At 70.9% G+C, this 15,530-nt stretch carries 20 protein-coding genes; 13 read left to right on the forward strand and 7 right to left on the reverse strand.

The window, feature by feature from the left end:
• Positions 1-5 precede the first annotated feature (5 nt).
• Both HWV07_RS17980 and HWV07_RS17985 read left to right on the forward strand, forming a co-directional pair.
• The gene (locus HWV07_RS17980) at positions 6-1,025 is read left to right on the forward strand and encodes a hypothetical protein (RefSeq protein WP_178335644.1); all 1,020 of its coding nucleotides are present in this window, start codon (positions 6-8) and stop codon (positions 1,023-1,025) included.
• A 54-nt stretch (positions 1,026-1,079) separates the two neighbouring features.
• Positions 1,080-1,901, forward strand: a complete 822-nt coding sequence (locus HWV07_RS17985; protein ID WP_178335645.1) for an ArsR/SmtB family transcription factor — start codon at positions 1,080-1,082, stop codon at positions 1,899-1,901.
• 1 nt (position 1,902) lies between these two features.
• Here the strand turns inward: HWV07_RS17985 and HWV07_RS17990 are convergent, their stop codons facing one another.
• Both HWV07_RS17990 and HWV07_RS17995 read right to left on the reverse strand, forming a co-directional pair.
• Positions 1,903-2,202: a DUF6684 family protein gene (locus HWV07_RS17990; RefSeq protein WP_178335646.1), complete on the reverse strand. Its 300-nt coding sequence runs from the start codon at positions 2,200-2,202 to the stop codon at positions 1,903-1,905.
• A 93-nt stretch (positions 2,203-2,295) separates the two neighbouring features.
• Positions 2,296-2,805, reverse strand: a complete 510-nt coding sequence (locus HWV07_RS17995) for a hypothetical protein (RefSeq protein WP_178335647.1) — start codon at positions 2,803-2,805, stop codon at positions 2,296-2,298.
• An 82-nt stretch (positions 2,806-2,887) separates the two neighbouring features.
• Between HWV07_RS17995 and gatD the strand changes: the two genes are divergently transcribed.
• Complete coding sequence (gatD, locus tag HWV07_RS18000; protein WP_178335648.1) at positions 2,888-4,132, forward strand: Glu-tRNA(Gln) amidotransferase subunit GatD; 1,245 nt, start codon at positions 2,888-2,890, stop codon at positions 4,130-4,132.
• Positions 4,133-4,138: 6 nt separating this feature from the next.
• Positions 4,139-5,071, forward strand: coding sequence for a GNAT family N-acetyltransferase (locus HWV07_RS18005; RefSeq protein WP_178335649.1), 933 nt, complete (start codon positions 4,139-4,141; stop codon positions 5,069-5,071).
• A 58-nt stretch (positions 5,072-5,129) separates the two neighbouring features.
• Here HWV07_RS18005 and HWV07_RS18010 read toward each other — a convergent pair whose 3' ends face one another.
• Complete coding sequence (locus HWV07_RS18010; RefSeq protein ID WP_178335650.1) at positions 5,130-5,414, reverse strand: ubiquitin-like small modifier protein 1; 285 nt, start codon at positions 5,412-5,414, stop codon at positions 5,130-5,132.
• 114 nt (positions 5,415-5,528) lie between these two features.
• Here HWV07_RS18010 and tgtA point away from each other — a divergent pair, with 114 nt between their 5' ends.
• Positions 5,529-7,061 (forward strand): tRNA guanosine(15) transglycosylase TgtA, encoded by a 1,533-nt coding sequence (gene tgtA, locus HWV07_RS18015; RefSeq protein WP_178335651.1) that lies wholly within the window; start codon positions 5,529-5,531, stop codon positions 7,059-7,061.
• Positions 7,058-8,812 carry an archaeosine synthase subunit alpha gene (gene arcS, locus HWV07_RS18020; protein ID WP_178335652.1) on the forward strand — a complete coding sequence of 585 codons (1,755 nt, stop codon included), beginning with the start codon at positions 7,058-7,060 and terminating at the stop codon, positions 8,810-8,812. Before tgtA ends, arcS begins: the two co-directional genes overlap by 4 nt.
• Before the next feature lie 15 nt (positions 8,813-8,827).
• On the opposite strand, the gene HWV07_RS18025 is transcribed toward arcS, so the two are convergent.
• Positions 8,828-9,472 (reverse strand): DUF6517 family protein, encoded by a 645-nt coding sequence (locus HWV07_RS18025; protein WP_178335653.1) that lies wholly within the window; start codon positions 9,470-9,472, stop codon positions 8,828-8,830.
• Positions 9,473-9,609: 137 nt separating this feature from the next.
• Between HWV07_RS18025 and HWV07_RS18030 the strand changes: the two genes are divergently transcribed.
• Genes HWV07_RS18030 through HWV07_RS18045 form a run of 4 tightly spaced genes read left to right on the forward strand, consistent with a single transcriptional unit; the run spans position 9,610 to position 10,948 of the window.
• Positions 9,610-9,996: a DUF7971 family protein gene (locus HWV07_RS18030; RefSeq protein WP_178335654.1), complete on the forward strand. Its 387-nt coding sequence runs from the start codon at positions 9,610-9,612 to the stop codon at positions 9,994-9,996.
• Positions 9,997-10,019: 23 nt separating this feature from the next.
• Complete coding sequence (locus HWV07_RS18035; protein ID WP_178336099.1) at positions 10,020-10,301, forward strand: ubiquitin-like small modifier protein 1; 282 nt, start codon at positions 10,020-10,022, stop codon at positions 10,299-10,301.
• Positions 10,302-10,583, forward strand: coding sequence for a MoaD-like domain-containing protein (locus HWV07_RS18040; RefSeq protein WP_178335655.1), 282 nt, complete (start codon positions 10,302-10,304; stop codon positions 10,581-10,583).
• On the forward strand, positions 10,583-10,948 hold the full coding sequence (locus HWV07_RS18045; RefSeq protein ID WP_178335656.1) for a DUF8048 family protein: 366 nt from the start codon (positions 10,583-10,585) through the stop codon (positions 10,946-10,948). Before HWV07_RS18040 ends, HWV07_RS18045 begins: the two co-directional genes overlap by 1 nt.
• Here the strand turns inward: HWV07_RS18045 and HWV07_RS18050 are convergent.
• The 3 genes from HWV07_RS18050 to HWV07_RS18055 all read right to left on the reverse strand — a co-directional run bounded on the left by HWV07_RS18050 (position 10,926) and on the right by HWV07_RS18055 (position 12,850).
• Entirely contained in the window at positions 10,926-11,837 is a 912-nt protein-coding gene (locus HWV07_RS18050; protein WP_178335657.1) for an alpha/beta fold hydrolase, read from the reverse strand. The genes HWV07_RS18045 and HWV07_RS18050 overlap by 23 nt on opposite strands.
• A gap of 49 nt (positions 11,838-11,886) precedes the next feature.
• Complete coding sequence (locus tag HWV07_RS20000; protein WP_281362316.1) at positions 11,887-12,009, reverse strand: hypothetical protein; 123 nt, start codon at positions 12,007-12,009, stop codon at positions 11,887-11,889.
• A gap of 136 nt (positions 12,010-12,145) precedes the next feature.
• Positions 12,146-12,850 carry a DUF1405 domain-containing protein gene (locus HWV07_RS18055; RefSeq protein ID WP_178335658.1) on the reverse strand — a complete coding sequence of 235 codons (705 nt, stop codon included), beginning with the start codon at positions 12,848-12,850 and terminating at the stop codon, positions 12,146-12,148.
• Positions 12,851-12,990: 140 nt separating this feature from the next.
• Here HWV07_RS18055 and pdxS point away from each other — a divergent pair, with 140 nt between their 5' ends.
• The 3 genes from pdxS to HWV07_RS18070 all read left to right on the forward strand — a co-directional run bounded on the left by pdxS (position 12,991) and on the right by HWV07_RS18070 (position 15,526).
• Complete coding sequence (pdxS, locus tag HWV07_RS18060) at positions 12,991-13,896, forward strand: pyridoxal 5'-phosphate synthase lyase subunit PdxS (RefSeq protein WP_178335659.1); 906 nt, start codon at positions 12,991-12,993, stop codon at positions 13,894-13,896.
• A gap of 113 nt (positions 13,897-14,009) precedes the next feature.
• A complete protein-coding gene (locus HWV07_RS18065) occupies positions 14,010-15,149 on the forward strand; it encodes a multicopper oxidase domain-containing protein (RefSeq protein ID WP_178335660.1) in 1,140 nt (379 codons plus the stop codon).
• Between the two features lie 86 nt (positions 15,150-15,235).
• A complete protein-coding gene (locus tag HWV07_RS18070; protein WP_178335661.1) occupies positions 15,236-15,526 on the forward strand; it encodes a hypothetical protein in 291 nt (96 codons plus the stop codon).
• The last annotated feature ends 4 nt before the right edge of the window (positions 15,527-15,530 follow it).

Consider the following 15,530-nt stretch of genomic DNA (forward strand, 5'->3'; position numbering starts at 1 on the left):
CGGTGATGAAACGCATCGCTGTGAGCGCTGGAGTGCTCGTGGCGCTCGTCGCCGTCGCCGTCATGGCGGCCGGCGGCGTCGGCGCGACGACCCAGGCCGACACCGGGAACGAGGCCAACGGCTCCTTCGGGGCCGAGATCTCCTCGTTCATGCAGGCCAGCAGCGCAGAAGCCGAAGGCGAGGTCGACGACGGCATGTTCAACGCCGCCATGAACCGGACGGAGGACCCCGATGAGCGCCGCGAGCTCGTCGAACGGCGGCAGGAACGCCTCCAGGAACGACAGGCCAGACTCGAGGAGCGCCGGTCGCAGATCTCCGCCGACGACGGGGCCGACATCCGCGACCGGGCGCTGGCCGTCCACGTCACCGTCGGCGCCTCCAACCTCGAACGGTCCGTCAACGGGACCGAGCGAGCCGCACAGGCGTCCGGCGTGGACACCGAGTCGCTGAACGAGATCCGGACGAGCGCCCGCGACCTCCGCGGCTCCGAGGTGGCCGAACTGGCGCGGAGCGTCAGTGGACGCTCAGCCGGCGAGCGCGGCCCGCCGACCGACGTGCCGGGACGGAACGGCAGTCAAGCCGACGGACCGTCCACGAACCGTTCGAACGGGTCCGGACTGCCCGTCAACATCGGTGCCGGCGAACCCGGTAACGGATCGGGCCCGAACTCGAGTGACCGGGACCGCGGCCGACCCGACGACGCCGGCCCGCCGGAGAACGAGACGGGAAACGAGAGCTCGGAAGCTAACGAGACGGGCAACGATAACTCGGAATCAAACGAGACGGGAAATGAGAGCTCCGGAGCCAGCGATTCGGGAGCCGATGGATCGGGAACGAACGAGTCGAGAAACGAGAGCTCGGCGAGTGACGACTCGGGAAATGAAAGTTCGACGGATAACGACTCGGGAAATGACGACCGGGCCGACGGTGGCCAGGGCTCCGACCAGTCGGGAAGTGACGGTTCCCCGAACGACGAGCGCGGAAACGGCCAGGGCGGCCCGCAGGCCGACAGCGACGACCGATAACCGGCGCGACGCCTCGCGTCACCCTTTTTCGTCCACGTCCCCAAGGGGGGGCTGATGGATTCGGCGGCACTTCTGGACCTGCTGGGCAACGAGAACCGGAGGCGCATCCTGCGGTTGCTCGCCCGGAAACCCTGTTACGTCACCGAAATCAGCGAGTACCTCGGGGTGAGTCCGAAGGCCGTCATCGACCACCTGCGGAAGCTCGAGGAGGCGGGCCTCGTCGAGTCCCACGTCGACGACGGCCGTCGGAAGTACTTCTCGATCGCGCGCAACCTCCGCCTGGAGGTGAACGTCTCGCCGTACGACTTCGGGACGAAAAGCGCCTACTCCGCCTCGCCCGACCTCGACATCACCTCGTGGCGGTACGTCTCGCTGGACGTCAAGCGCGTCGCGGGCGACGACGAGGACGACGCCCCCGACGACGCTACCGAGCCGCCGACAGACGCCGACGAGATCGAGACGATGCCGGATACGGAGGGTCCGGAGCCCGCGGGCGACGTCGACACTACCGGGGACGACGATCCAATCAAGGATGGCGATTCCACCGGGGCCGACGCCGAAGAGGGCCCGGAGAACCTCTCCGCGCTGGCGGCCGACCTCCAGCGGCTCGAACGCCTCGAGAACGAGCTATCGATGGCCCAGCGGTGGGTCCAGGGGCGGCTCATCGACACGCTCGACCGGATCAGCGCCCACTTCGAGGGCGTCGACGGCCGCTTCTACGCCGAGTTGATCCGCGGGCTGGCGACCGGGCCGGCCACCCCCGAGGAGCTCAGCCACCGGGTCGACGCGCCGCCGGACGTGGTCGCCGACGCCCTGGAGGGGCTGTCGGCCCACGGCGTCGTCGAGGCCGACGGCGACGAGTGGCACCTCGCGTAGCTCAGTCGTCGCCGGCCGTCCGGACCGCCTCGGCGTCGCGGTCGGAGTAGCCCGGGTGCAGGTCCTCGCCCGCCTCGCGCTCCGCCGCGTTCACCGCCTTCAGCGCGTAGTAGGTGAGCACCAGCAGGATGGCCGCCGGGATCGCGACGAGCGATAGCTGGACCGTCGTGTACACCGGGTCCTTCGCGTACGGGCTCGCGAGGAGGAACATCGCGACGAAACCCGCGAGCACGCCGAGGGGCACCAGGTTGACGAGCACGTCGCCGAGCGTCTCCCGCGTGAACAGGGAACTGTCGGACATGCGCGGAGGGTACGGCTCGTCGGGAGAACGGCCTTCTGCCGAACATGTTCTTCGTCGGCGCTCGGGCGGCGTCGCCGACCGTTCCCGGTCGATTCAGGGGATATCCTGCGTCAACCCGTGCCTGAGGTCCCGCCCGAAGTACGTGCCTGCGAGGCCGACGACGCCCCCGAGCGCGACGCCGACCAGCGCCAGCGACGGGCCGATGCTGCCGAGGAACGCGACGACGGCGTAGTCGAGGAGGAAACTCGCGCCCACGGTGACGGCGCCGGCAGCGGCCGCCTCCGCGTAGCGGCGCTCCTCGAGGAGCAACCCGAACAGGAACGTCGCGAGGAAGACGCCGAGCAGCCCCGACCCGGGGAGCGGGACCACGGCGTTGGCGCCGAGCAACCCGACGACGGAGAGGGCGAGCGCCAGGAGGAACCGCCGGGGAGCGAACAGCGACGTCGCGCGGCTCGCCGCGCGGCCCCGGAGGCCGCTCTGCGCGCGGCTCCGGTCGTCGCTCGCGCCGACCTCCTCGTCGAGTCCGATGTCGAAGTCGGTCACGGGGTCGCCGTCGGTGGAACTCCCCGAACGGTCGGTCGTCCGGGTCCGGTCGCGGCTCATGTCGGAGTGCTACGGTCCCAGCGATATCCGTCTTTCCCAGGAAATGACGTAATTGAAGTCACCGCGGCCGGTAGGCGCTGCCATGAACCCAGGGGACCGCGTGCGCGTCGACCGCGGCGCCGCCACCTACGAGGGCGTGCTCATGCCCTCGACGAGCGCCGACCACCTCGTCGTCAAGCTCGAGGGCGGCTACAACGTCGGCGTCGACCGGGCGGACGCCGAGGTCGAGGTACTGGAGACCGACACCTACGACGTCGAGGGCGCCCAGGACGCCGAGGGCACCTCCGAGATCACCTTCGAGGACGACCTGCCGACCGTCGCGCTCATCTCGACGGGCGGGACCATCGCCTCGACGGTCGACTACCGGACGGGCGCCGTCACGGCGCAGTTCGACGCCGAGGACGTCCTCCGGGCGGTCCCGGAGCTGGCCGGCCGGGCGAACTACCGCGGCCGCGTCGTCGCCAACATCCTCTCGGAGAACATGACGCCCGAGGTCTGGGTCGACCTCGCGGAGGCCGTCCACGAGGAGATCGAGCGCGGCGCCGACGGCGTCGTCGTCATGCACGGCACCGACACGATGCAGTACACCGCCTCGGCGCTGTCGTTCCTGCTCGACACGCCGGTGCCGGTCGTCTTCACCGGCAGCCAGCGCTCCGCCGACCGCCCCTCCTCGGACAACGTGATGAACGCGGTCTGCGCCGTCGAGGCCGCGACGGCCGACCACTCCGAGGTGCTCGTCTGCATGCACGCCACCGAGTCCGACGACGTCTGCGCGCTCCACCGCGGCACGCGCGTCCGGAAGAACCACACCTCCCGGCGGGACGCCTTCGAGACCGTCGGCGCGGAGCCGGTCGGGGAGGTCGAGTGGGAGAGCGGCGCGGTGTCGTTCCGCCGGCCGGTCGCCGACCGCGGCGCCGCCGACCTCGATTTGACGACTGACCTCGCGACCGACGTCGAACTCGTGAAGTTCGTCCCCGGGACCTCGCCGGACTACCTCGACGTCGCCGAGGACGCCTCGGGCGTCGTCCTCGAAGGGACCGGCCTCGGCCACGTCAACACCGAGTGGATCGACCGCATCGACGAACTCACCGACGAGGGGACGACCGTCGTGATGACGAGCCAGTGTCTCGAGGGTCGCGTCTGCGACCGCGTCTACGACACCGGTCGGGACCTCCTGGAGGCCGGCGTCGTCGAGGCCGGCGACACGCTGCCCGGGACGGCGTACGTCAAGCTGATGTGGGCGCTCGCGAACGTCGAGAGCGTCGCCGAGACGATGCGCCGGCCCGTCGCCGGCGAACTGCAGGAGCGGTCGGTCCCCTGGACCTGACCGGCGATGGCCGGAACCTCCGACAGCGCCGACGCTGTCGACGTCCGCCAGGCCCGCCTCGACGACCGCGAGGCCGTCGTCGCGTTCACCAGCGACACCTGGCCGCAACTCGGCGGCGACTACATCCCGCGGGTCTTCGACGACTGGGTCGAATCCGACGGGCCGACACAGCGGACCTTCGTCGCCACGCTCGACGGCGACCCGGTCGGCATCTGCCAGGGCGCGCTGCTCTCCGACGACGAGGGGTGGGCACAGGGGATGCGCGTCCACCCGGAATACCGCGGCGCCGACGTCAGCGAGGCGCTCAGCGAGGCGGTCTTCGCGTGGGCGGCCGACCAGGGCGCGACCGTCTGCCGAAACATGGTGTTCTCGTGGAACGCCGCGGGCCTGGGACAGTCCCGCGCGGTCGGGTTCGAACCGCTCTGTGAGTTCCGCTGGGTCGAACCCGAGCCGGACCCGGCGGCCGCCCCCGACCTCGACGTCCGCTCCGACCCCGCGCTCGCCTGGCGCGTCTTCCACGGCAGCGACGCCTACCGCGAACTCGTCGGCCTTGGACTCGACCTCGAGGAGTCGTGGGCGCTCGCCGAGGTGACCAGGGAGCGACTCGAGGCGGCCGAGGAGACCCTCGTCGTCGCGGACGACGACCGGGCCCGCGGGATGACCTACCGGACGCGGACGTTCGAACGCGAGGTCGACGACGAGGACGGCGGCGGTGAGACAGAGACGTGGGCCGAGTACGGCGTCGGCGCGTGGGACGACCACGAGACGCTGCGCTCGCTGGCCGCGGCGGTCGCCCGCGACGCCGCCGAGCAGGGCGCCGAGCAGTGCCGGATGGTCGTCCCCGAGACGCCGCGGCACGTCTCCGACGCCGCCTACGCCCGCGTCGACGTCTCCGAAGAGCCAGATTTCGTCCTCGAGCGGGACCTGACCCGCTACTGAGGCCCTCGTTCACCACGTCGGGGCCCACGTGGCCGACGATCAGCGAACAGCGCCGGCCCTACCGGGCGCCGCCGCTGACCGGCGGGAACAGCGCCAGCTCGTCGCCGTCCTCGAGGACGGTGTCGAACCCGTCGTCCTTCACGAACGGGTTGTGGTCGTTCCGGAGGACGCGGATGTGGTCGCGGAGGTCGCCCTCGTCGTCCAGCACCTCGTCTTCGAGTTCGGGGTGGGCCTCCAGGAGCTGCTCGAAGGCGTCGCCGAACGTGTCGCCGGCCTCGGCGGGGACGTTGACGCGCTTGGCGCCGACCGTCTCCGCGAGGTTGGCGAACAGTCGCCACTGCATGCCCGTTGCTCGGCCGCCGTCCCCCTTCAGGCTGTCGACGGCGGCCGTCCTCGTCGTCCAGCACCTCGTCGCCGCCTCGTAACCCTTACCGCCGTCCCCCCGGAACGACGGGTCATGCGCGACATCTTCGAGCTCCGGGACGTCGACGGCGCCGGCCGCATCGGCGACCTCGAGGTCCCCCGCGCGGGCGTCACCGTCGAGACGCCGGCGCTGCTGCCGGTCATCAACCCCCACATCCGGACGGTGGAGCCGGCGACCCTGGAGGCGGACTTCGGCGCCCGGATCCTCATCACCAACGGCTACATCTTCTTCAAGAGCGACGACTACCGCGAGCGCGCCCTCGAGGAGGGCCTCCACGACCTGCTGGACTTCTCGGGCGCCATCATGACCGACTCCGGCTCCTTCCAGCTCTCGGAGTACGGCGAGATCACCGTGACGAACGAGGAGATCCTCCGGTTCCAGCACGAGATCGGCTCGGACATCGGCACGCCCATCGACGTCCCGACGCCGTCGGACGTCGGCCGCGAGCGGGCCGAGACCGAACTCGAGACCACCCAGGGGCGCCTCGAGGCCGCCGAGTCCGTCGACGTCGGCGAGATGCTCGTCAACGCGCCCGTCCAGGGGTCGACCTACGCCGACCTCCGGGAGTCGGCCGCCGAGCACGCCTACGGGACGAGCCTCGACGTCTTCCCGGTCGGCGCGGTCGTCCCGCTGATGAACGACTACCGGTACGCCGAGATGGTCGACGTGGTCATGGCCGCCAAGCGCGGGCTGGGCGCCGACGCCCCGGTCCACCTCTTCGGCGCCGGCCACCCCATGATGTTCGCCCTCGCGGTCGCCGCCGGCTGCGACCTCTTCGACTCCGCCGCCTACGCCCTGTACGCCCGCGACGACCGCTACCTCACCGTCTCCGGCACCGAGCACCTCGAGGACCTCGACTACCTCCCCTGCTCGTGTCCGATCTGCGCCGAGCACTCGGCGACGGACCTCCGGGCGGCCGGCGAGGACCGCCGGGAGGAGCTGCTCGCCCGCCACAACCTCCACGTCAGCTATCAGGAGCTCCGGACCGTCAAGCAGGCCATCCGGAAGGGCAACCTCCTCGAACTCGTCGAGCGCCGCGCGCGCGGCCACCCGGCGATGCTCGACGGCTACCGGGCGCTGCTGGACCACGCCGACCAACTCGAGCGGTCCGACCCCGTCTCGAAGGGGTCGTTCTTCTACCTCTCGAACGAGTCGGCACGCCGCCCCGAGATCCGCCGGCACCACGACCGCCTCGGGCGCCTCGCCGTCGACGGCGACCGCGTTTTGCTGTCGGAGGGCGGCAACAACAGCCGGTACGACGAGACCTGGCGGCTCCGGCCGCCGTTCGGCCCCGTCCCGCCGGCGCTGTCGGACAGCTACCCCCTGACCGCGGAACTGCCGGAGCGGCCGGACCGCGACGCCCGCGAGGCGGCCGCCGACGGCGTCCGCCGGCTGGTCGAGGCCAACCCCGACGTCGAGTTCAGCGTCGCCCACTGGCGGTGGCCCGACCGCACGCTCGCGGCGCTGCCCGAGTCGGTCGAGACGCTCGAACTCGGCGAGGACAGCGCGCCGCCGCGCGACGAACCGAAGGAGGATTACCCGGCGGACGACGAGCAGGACGCATGACCGAGTATTTCGAGGTCCACGCCCGCGACGCCGCCGCCCGCCGCGGCGAGTTGCGCCTCGCGGAGCCCTGCGACACGCCCGCGCTCGTCGACGGCGTCGTCGAGGACGCCGGCAGCCTGTGGCACGAAGCGCAGGACGCGCCGGCGGGCGACGAGTCGACGCTGACGGTGCTGCCCCACCGGTCGCTGCCGCCGGGGACGGAGCCGCCCGTCGAGGAGGCCTTCGGCGTCGACTACCCCGACGTCGACTATCCGAGCGCCGTCGTCGTCTCGCCGGGGACCGCCGCCGACTACGGCGCCGACGCGTACGTCCTCGCCGGCGCGTCAGGCTACGCCGGCCACGCCGAGGCGTTCGTCGACGCCCTCCTGGGAGTGAAGGACGCCATCCCCGACGACACCGCACTCTACCTCTCGGGGGTCGCAACCCCCGCCAACGCCGCCACGCTCGTCTACGCCGGCGTCGACCTGCTCGACGAGAAGCGCGCCCGGGCGCGCGGCCTTGAGGGGTTCTACCTCGCCACCGACGGCGAGGAGTTCCTCGAGGACCTCGAGGAGCTGCCCTGCGCCTGCGAGGCCTGCCGCACGCCCGTCGAGGAGTTCACGCGGGCCGACTGCGCCGACCACAACGCCAACGCCCTCCGCGCGGAACTCGCTCGCGTCCGCCACCGCATCGCCGAGGGGAGCCTCCGCGACTACGTCGAGGGGCAGGCCCGCCACGAGGCGTGGCTGACCGCGACGTTCCGCCGCCTCGACCAGCAGTACGGCTACCTCGAGGAGCGGACGCCCGTCTTCCGTCGCAACGAGCTGCTGGCCGCGACCGACGACGCGCTCCGCCGCGTCGAGATCCAGCGGTTCGCCGACCGCGTGACGAGCCGCTACCGCCGGCGGCTGGACGCACCGCTCGTGCTCCTGCCCTGCTCGGCGACGAAACCCTACAGCGAGTCCCAGAGCCACGAGCAGTTCATGCGAGCCGTCCAGTTCCGCGGCCACGTCGTCTCGATGACCTCGCCCATCGGCGTCGTGCCGAGCGAACTGGAGACGACCTACCCGGCCCAGCACTACGACAGCGTCGTCACGGGCAACTGGACGGCCTCGGAGATCGAGTTCGTCGCCGCCGTCCTCGAGCGGTACCTCGAGCGCGCCGACTACGACCGGCACATCGCCCACGTCCCCGGGGAGGGCTACCGGGAGATCTGCGAGCGGGTCGAGGAGTCGCTGGGGATCGACTTCGAGTACACCGTCGAGGAGCACCCGACGACCGAGGCCTCGCTGGCGAACCTCGAGGCCGCTCTCGACGGCGTGGACAGCTACTACAAGAGCGAGCGGGAGTCGTCGATCGTCCGGGCCATCGCGGACTTCCAGTTCGGCGACGGCGCCGGCGACGAGGTGTTCGGCCCGGACTCCCAGACCGAGGGCCGATACCCGAAGCTCCGCGTGAAAGATCCGGACGGCGAGCAACTGGCGACGATGGTCCCGCAGTACGGGACCCTCTCGCTGACCCGCGCCGGCGCCCGCGCCTGGATCGACAGCGACGCGCCGACGAAGCGCGTCGAGATCGACGCCTTCGTCCCCAGCGGGAGCGTCCTCGCGCCAGGAATCGTCGACGCCGACGAGTCCATCCGGCCCGGCGACGAGGTCGTCGTCGAGGGGCCGAAGGCCTTCGCCGTCGGCCGCGCGGCGGCCCACGGTCGGGCGATGGTCGAGTCGACGCGCGGCGTCGCGGTCGACGTCAGGCACTCCGAAGCAAAATAATCGGGCGCGGCTGTGCTACGAGTCGTCCGGCGCTGAGTACACCAGCGACGACAGCATCTCTTCGACGTTGTCGCGTTCGATCTCCTCGGCCTGCACCGGGTACATCGCGTAGGCCAGCACCGCGTCGTCGCTCCCCGACGGCGAGTCGCGCAGGAGGTGGACGTAGGCGTCCGGCTGGTCGCCGTCGGAGGTCGCGCGGTAGACGGTGACGTTCGCCTCGCCGCCGAGCGTCCGGACGGTGTACCGTTCCTGCCGCTCGAACTCCAGGGAGCCGCCCGTGTCGCCGGCGAACTGCTGGAGCAGCTCGGTCTCGTTCATGCTGGCGACCGGGTTGAGGTTCCGGCCCGCGACGGAGGCGTCGGGCATCGTCACGACGCCGACGCTCGCGGCGGCCATCCCCTCGGGCCCGCCGGTCTTCTCGTAGACGGCGACGTGGTTCCGGACGACGATCTGCATCTCCCGGCCGGCCGGCGAGACCGTCTCGTTCAGCTCCTCGGTGCGCGATTCCTGCAGTTCGTAGCCCGCGTCGGCCGCGGCGGCCTCGTCGACGACCGTCTGGCCGGCGTCGAACTCGATGCGATCCCCGCTGACCGAGATCCCCGAACACCCGGCGGTCAGCACGAGTCCCGCGACCAGCAAGAGCGCCGTCAACCTTCTCATACGCGGCCAGTAGCCGGAAGTCGGCATAAGGCTCCCGACCGGGTCACCGGATGACCGACCGACGGCGGCCCCTCCGGCCGGCGCCACCCCGGCGGGACTGCGCCCACCTTTTTGGTCGCGTAGCGCCACCACGTCCCATGGACGAGATCACGCTCGGCGTCCCGGAACCCCTCCTCGACTCGCTGCCGGAGGACGACTCCGGCGCGGCCCGGGACATGCGGCGGGCCGTCGAGGGGTACGAACAGCGCGTCAACGACCTCGTCGCCGACGTCGACGACGACGCGGAGGCGGCGGGGAAGGTCCTCGACGTCATCGAGCACTTCGAGGCCCGCGGCGAGCGCTTCGACGAGTTCGTCCCGGAACTCCGGGCGTGGGGGCAGTCGCCCATCTTCGCCATCGCCTGGCGGAACCTCTACGCCGACCTGATCGCCCAGCTGTACGAACACGACTGGCTGGCCGCACAGCTCGACCGCGAGCGGAACGCCCGCCTCGTCGAGGACGGCGTCCGGCTCTCGGACCTATGAGCGGGGCCGGCCAGGAGGGGACGATGGAGCTGGAACTGCGGTTCTTCGCGACGTTCCGGGAGGCCGTCGGCCAGAAGGTCGTCGACCGCGAGTTCGACGAGGGCGCGACCGTCGGCGACGTCCTCGCGGCCATCGAGGCGGAGTACCCGGAGCTGGTCGGCGAGATCCTCGACCACGACGGCGACATCCGGCCGCAGCTGTCCATCCTGAAGAACGGCCGCGAGGTGGTCCACATCGACGGCACCGAGACCGCCCTGGCGGACGGCGACCGGCTGAGCGTCTTCCCGCCGGTCGCGGGTGGGTAGATGCGGGAGACCCGGCAGTTCCGCGGCATCTCGCGGCGGCTGGCCGTCCAGTACCTCGAGAACCTCGGCGGCGAGCGCGCCGGGTCGGACGACGTCGCCGACGGGACCGACGAGTACCGCGTCGAGGGCGACGGGTGGACCGCGACGCTCTCCCAGGAGACGGTCCCCGTCGCCGGGTCCATCGAGCTCACGGAGGTGACCGTCGACTTCGAGGGGGACGGCGAGACGCTGGAACCGCTCGTCGAGGCCTTCGCCCGGAAGGCGATGCGGGCGGGTGGCTGATGGCGGGCGGCCCCATCGACGGGAACGCGCTGGTCCTCGCCGCCGCGAAGGCGTCGGTCTCCGGCGAGCGCCTGCCCGACCTCGTCGACCGCGTGCAGGCGCACCTCGGCGCGCGGCTGCCCGAGTACGGCCGGCGCTACGAGTGCATCCACGAGGACGACGACCAGACGGTCTTCTTCGTCGAGGAGGGCCACTGGGCCGACCTCGGCGAGGACCTCGGCCTCGACGACCGGGAGTGGCGCGGCGTCCGCCGCGCCCACGAGGAGCACCTCTCCCGCCTGGGGACCGACATCGACCGCCGTCAGGAGTTCGAGACCGCACTCGACCTCCGCGAGGTCGTCGTCATCGGGCGAGGAACGACCTGACGTCCACGGTCGTCCGCTCCGGGTACTCCGCGTGAATCCAGTGGCTCGCCTCGGGGTAGTACTCGACCGTCGCGGACCCGAGTTCGTCCTCGACGACGGACGGGATGTGTCGGCCGAGCGCGCGGTCGTTCTCGCCCCACAGCAGCAGCGTCTCCGCCCGGACGCGACGGCCCGCACGCCAGCGGCCGCGCCACAGTTCCCGGACGTGCTCGCGGGCGAACGCCCGGTAGTAGTCGACCATCGACCGGACGGCCCGGTCGCGCCGCCAGGCCCGCTTGTACCGTCGGACGTCGTCGTCCGTGTAGGCGCCCTCGACGGTGGGCGTCTCGCGGAACAGCCGCTCCAGCAGCGCGAAGTCCCGCGCCGACAGCACCCGCTCGGGGACCGCCGGCAGCTGGAAGAAGCCGGCGTACCACGACCGCATCGCCTGCCGGACGGTGAGCTGGTCCTCGAAGGCGCCCGGGTACGGCGCGTTCATCACGACCAGTCGGTCGAGGCGCTCGGGGCGGCGGAGCGCGGTCGCGAAGCCGACGACGCCGCCCCAGTCGTGGCCGACGACGTGGGCGCTGTCGTGCCCCTCCGCGGCGATCAGCCCGGCGACGTCGTCGACCAGTCGCTCGAGGCGGTACTGCTCGACCTCGAAGGGCTTCTCCGAGCGGTTGTACCCCCGCATGTCGGGGACGACGACCCTGTAGTCCTCGGCCAGTGGGTCGACGTGGCGGCGCCACGCCCACCAGCACTCCGGGAAGCCGTGCAGCAGGACGATAGGGTCGGCATCCTCCGGGCCGGCCGTGACGTAGTGGAGGTCGACGCCGCCGACCTTCCGGACCTGGTGGGTCCAGTCGCGGTCGTCCGTCCACGTCTCGGCGGGCGCGGTGCCGTGGCTCATACCGTACTGTTGGAGACCGACTTACAAGAGGGTCCGGCTCCCGCGTGGCCTACGGTCGGTCGGGAACGTCGTCGTCGGGCACGAGGTCCTCGATGCGGCGCTCGTGGGCCGGCTTCGACAGGTAGTTCTCGATGCGGTCCCGGTCGTCCGTCGTCAGCCAGTTCGACCCCATAGCGGCGGGTACGGCTTTCCGGTGGTTAAATCGGTGTTTTTACGCCGATAGTTACACCACCGGAATCAGGTCGCCGAGCCCTGGCTCGTCTCCTGTCGTCGGATTCACTCGAGCCGGTCGTGACTGCGGGTGACTGTCAGCCCGGACGTTCGAGGCGTCCGGCGCGCCGTTTCTCGACGTGGGTGAGCATCGCGAGGTAGATGGCGACGACCAGCAGCACGACGGCGCCGGTCGTCGCGACGCCGAGGGCGGTCGCCCCCAGGTACATCTCCTCGCCCCGCACGATGGGGAGGGTGGTGTGGTGGAGGTCGCCGCGGACGGGGACGAAGTAGTCGACGACGGTGTCGACGGTGTACCACAGCGTGGCGACGCCGACGGCCGCCGGCGAGAAGTCGGCGATCCGGTGGAGGAGGAACGCCTGGACGACCATCGCGGCGTGGCTCCAGATGAGGAACTGCCGCATCAGCGGGTGGAGGTAGCCGAACGAGTCCCAGAAGGCGAGGTGGACGTAGACCGTCCAGCCGCCGAGGATCACGTTCCCGAAGAACGCCAAGGCGACGAGCCACTCCTGGGTGCGACCGAGCTTCCAGGCGGCCAGCGCGAGCGCGATGAGCAGCGTCGCCATCGGGCTGTCGGGGACGAACGGCCACATCTCGACGGGCGTCTCGAGGAACTGGAGAGAGTAGTAGTAGAAGCCGAAGGCGGTGCCGCCGAGGTTGACGGCGACGACGAGCCACGCGAGGTTCAGCCCGAGGTTCTCCAGCGGCGCCGGCAGCGGGGCGACGTACCACGGGAGGTCCTCGCGCGGGACGTCCGACTCGAAGAGCCCGCGGATGTCCATGTCGACCACCTCCGCGGCCGACTACAAAAACGCCCCGGGGTCCCGCTCGCCGACGGCCAACGCGTCGGCTGCCGCCGTCCGGGCCGCACCCGGCCCCGAGAAACAAGCGCATTAAGTACGTCCGTTTCCAAAGCCGGGGTATGACCGAAACGGACCTCGAGGACCTCCGTCGCGGGACGGACCTCGTCAAGCGCGGTTTCGCCAAGATGCAGAAGGGCGGCGTCATCATGGACGTCGTCACCCGCGAGCAGGCCCGCGTCGCCGAGGACGCCGGCGCCGTCGCCGTGATGTCCCTGGAGGCCGTCCCCGCGGACATCCGCAAGCGCGGCGGCGTCGCCCGGATGGCCGACCCCGGGGCGCTCGAGGAGATCATCGACGAGGTCTCCATCCCCGTGATGGGCAAGTGCCGCATCGGCCACACCGCCGAGGCCCAGATCCTGGAGGCCACCGGCGCCGACATGATCGACGAGTCCGAGGTGCTGACGCCCGCCGACGACCGCTACCACATCGACAAGCGCGGCTTCACCGCGCCGTTCGTCTGCGGCGCCCGGAACCTCGGCGAGGCGCTGCGCCGCATCGACGAGGGCGCGGCGATGATCCGCACCAAGGGCGAGGCCGGCACCGGCGACGTCAACCAGGCGGTCACTCACCAGCGGGCCATCAAGCGGGCCATCCGCACGCTCGAGGGCATGGCCCACGAGGAGCGCGAGGAGTGGGCCCGGAAGAACGAAGCTCCGGCCGACCTCGTCCACGAGACCGCCGAGATGGGCCGGCTACCCGTCGTCAACTTCGCGGCCGGCGGCATCGCGACGCCCGCCGACGCCGCGCTGATGATGCAGCTGGGGTGTGACGGCATCTTCGTCGGCTCCGGCATCTTCGGCGCCGAGGACCCCGAGGCGATGGGCACCGCCATCGTCGAGGCCGTCAACAACTACGACGACCCCGAGACGCTGCGCGACATCGCGAAGGGCATCGGCCGCGGCATGAAGGGCCAGGCCAACGAGACGATGCCCGAGGAGGAGCGCCTCCAGGGCCGCGGCGTCTGAGCCGGGCCAACCGAATCTTCTCTTTCGATTCCGCGTCACCGCTTTCGCCGTGTCTCACTCGCTGGGACGCTGCGTAGGGGGGTTTACGTCCGTCTCTCCTACCACCGACTGTAATGAGCCCCAACATCGGCGCCCCCGGTACGGATCTCTCGCGTCGCGACTTCGCCAAGGCGACCGGTACGGTCGGCATCGCCAGCCTCGCCGGCTGTGCGACCGGATACCAGGGAACGGCCAACCGACAGCCCGCCAGCCAGTCCACCGCGAACGACCTCCCGCTGGCCGGCGCCCCGGAGGTCGTCGACGTCACCGAACAGGACAACCAGGTGACCCTCCGGTCTGTCACCTCCAAGCTTCCCGTCCACCCCGGCGAGAAGATGGGCGGCCCCGTCGAACTCCCGCAGGTGTGGGCGTTCCAGGCCGACGATCGCACCCCGAGCGTCCCCGGTCCCATAATCCGGACGACCGAGGGCGAGGACATCGAGGTGACGCTGGACAACACCGACGCCAGCATGCCGCACACGCTGCACTTCCACGGCGTCCGGAAGACCTGGGAGAACGACGGCGTCCCCACCACGACCGGCATCACCGTGATGCCCGGCGAGGAGCACACCTACCAGATCCCCGCGAACGTGCCCGGCACCCACCTCTACCACTGCCACTACCAGACCCACCGGCACATCGACATGGGGATGTACGGTATCTTCCGGGTCGACCCGGAGGGGTACGAGCCGGCCGACACCGAGGTGTTCATGACGCTGAAGGACTGGGACTCCCGGCTCAACCGCCAGATCGCCGGCGAGGACGTCTCCTACAGCCCCCGGCAGCGCAACCCCGACGTCTTCACGATCAACGGCCGCTCGGCGCCGCGGACGCTCCACCCCGAGGACGGCTCCCCGGTCATCGTCTCGCAGGGCGACACGGTGCGCATCCACCTCGCCAACAACGGCTACATGAACCACCCGATGCACACCCACAACCACCGGTTCCGGGTCGTCGAGAAGGACGGCGCGCCGGTCCCCGACGCCGCCCAGCACGAGCAGGACATCGTCGACGTCGCGCCGGCCCAGCGGCGGACCATCGAGTTCGAGGCCGACGCCGACCCGGGCATCTACCTGATGCACTGCCACAAGGTCAGCCACGCGATGAACGGCAACAGCTACCCCGGCGGGATGGTCGGCGCCATCGTCTACGAGGAGGTCATGGACTCCGCCATCTTCGCGGACCTGATGAACTACGCCGGCTACGAGGGCTGACCGCGCGGCCCTCGCCGGCGGGAGCCGACGCGGCTCACAGCAAACTGGTATCAGCGATTATTGGGCGCGCGTTCGAAGGTGTTCGCATGAGTTCTCGAACCCCCCAGGAGTGCGTCGACCTCGCCGTGGACAGTTCGGCCAGCAAGGCGGACCGCGAGGACGCCATCGACGAACTGAAGACGGCCAACGAGTGCGACGAACTCGCCGACATCGCCGCGAACGACGACCTGGGCTCCGACATCCGGCAGCGCGCGCTCCGGGCGCTCGCCACGCCGCAGTGCGACTCGATGCTCGAGAACCTCGTCGAGGGGGACCGCCTCGACGGGTCGTTACAGCAGCGAGCGGAAGACCTGCTCGACGATACGGACGAGGGCTGACTGG

This window comes from Natronomonas salina, assembly GCF_013391105.1.
Taxonomy (GTDB): Archaea; Halobacteriota; Halobacteria; order Halobacteriales; family Haloarculaceae; genus Natronomonas; species Natronomonas salina.

Excerpts from the sequence above, each read along its gene's own strand:
- HWV07_RS17980 (WP_178335644.1), top strand. The coding sequence starts at position 6 with ATGAAACGCATCGCTGTGAGCGCTGGAGTGCTCGTGGCGCTCGTCGCC.
- HWV07_RS17985 (WP_178335645.1), top strand. The coding sequence starts at position 1,080 with ATGGATTCGGCGGCACTTCTGGACCTGCTGGGCAACGAGAACCGGAGG.
- HWV07_RS17990 (WP_178335646.1), bottom strand. The coding sequence starts at position 2,202 with ATGTCCGACAGTTCCCTGTTCACGCGGGAGACGCTCGGCGACGTGCTC.
- HWV07_RS17995 (WP_178335647.1), bottom strand. The coding sequence starts at position 2,805 with ATGAGCCGCGACCGGACCCGGACGACCGACCGTTCGGGGAGTTCCACC.
- gatD (WP_178335648.1), top strand. The coding sequence starts at position 2,888 with ATGAACCCAGGGGACCGCGTGCGCGTCGACCGCGGCGCCGCCACCTAC.
- HWV07_RS18005 (WP_178335649.1), top strand. The coding sequence starts at position 4,139 with ATGGCCGGAACCTCCGACAGCGCCGACGCTGTCGACGTCCGCCAGGCC.
- HWV07_RS18010 (WP_178335650.1), bottom strand. The coding sequence starts at position 5,414 with ATGCAGTGGCGACTGTTCGCCAACCTCGCGGAGACGGTCGGCGCCAAG.
- tgtA (WP_178335651.1), top strand. The coding sequence starts at position 5,529 with ATGCGCGACATCTTCGAGCTCCGGGACGTCGACGGCGCCGGCCGCATC.
- arcS (WP_178335652.1), top strand. The coding sequence starts at position 7,058 with ATGACCGAGTATTTCGAGGTCCACGCCCGCGACGCCGCCGCCCGCCGC.
- HWV07_RS18025 (WP_178335653.1), bottom strand. The coding sequence starts at position 9,472 with ATGAGAAGGTTGACGGCGCTCTTGCTGGTCGCGGGACTCGTGCTGACC.
- HWV07_RS18030 (WP_178335654.1), top strand. The coding sequence starts at position 9,610 with ATGGACGAGATCACGCTCGGCGTCCCGGAACCCCTCCTCGACTCGCTG.
- HWV07_RS18035 (WP_178336099.1), top strand. The coding sequence starts at position 10,020 with ATGGAGCTGGAACTGCGGTTCTTCGCGACGTTCCGGGAGGCCGTCGGC.
- HWV07_RS18040 (WP_178335655.1), top strand. The coding sequence starts at position 10,302 with ATGCGGGAGACCCGGCAGTTCCGCGGCATCTCGCGGCGGCTGGCCGTC.
- HWV07_RS18045 (WP_178335656.1), top strand. The coding sequence starts at position 10,583 with ATGGCGGGCGGCCCCATCGACGGGAACGCGCTGGTCCTCGCCGCCGCG.
- HWV07_RS18050 (WP_178335657.1), bottom strand. The coding sequence starts at position 11,837 with ATGAGCCACGGCACCGCGCCCGCCGAGACGTGGACGGACGACCGCGAC.
- HWV07_RS20000 (WP_281362316.1), bottom strand. The coding sequence starts at position 12,009 with ATGGGGTCGAACTGGCTGACGACGGACGACCGGGACCGCATCGAGAAC.
- HWV07_RS18055 (WP_178335658.1), bottom strand. The coding sequence starts at position 12,850 with ATGGACATCCGCGGGCTCTTCGAGTCGGACGTCCCGCGCGAGGACCTC.
- pdxS (WP_178335659.1), top strand. The coding sequence starts at position 12,991 with ATGACCGAAACGGACCTCGAGGACCTCCGTCGCGGGACGGACCTCGTC.
- HWV07_RS18065 (WP_178335660.1), top strand. The coding sequence starts at position 14,010 with ATGAGCCCCAACATCGGCGCCCCCGGTACGGATCTCTCGCGTCGCGAC.
- HWV07_RS18070 (WP_178335661.1), top strand. The coding sequence starts at position 15,236 with ATGAGTTCTCGAACCCCCCAGGAGTGCGTCGACCTCGCCGTGGACAGT.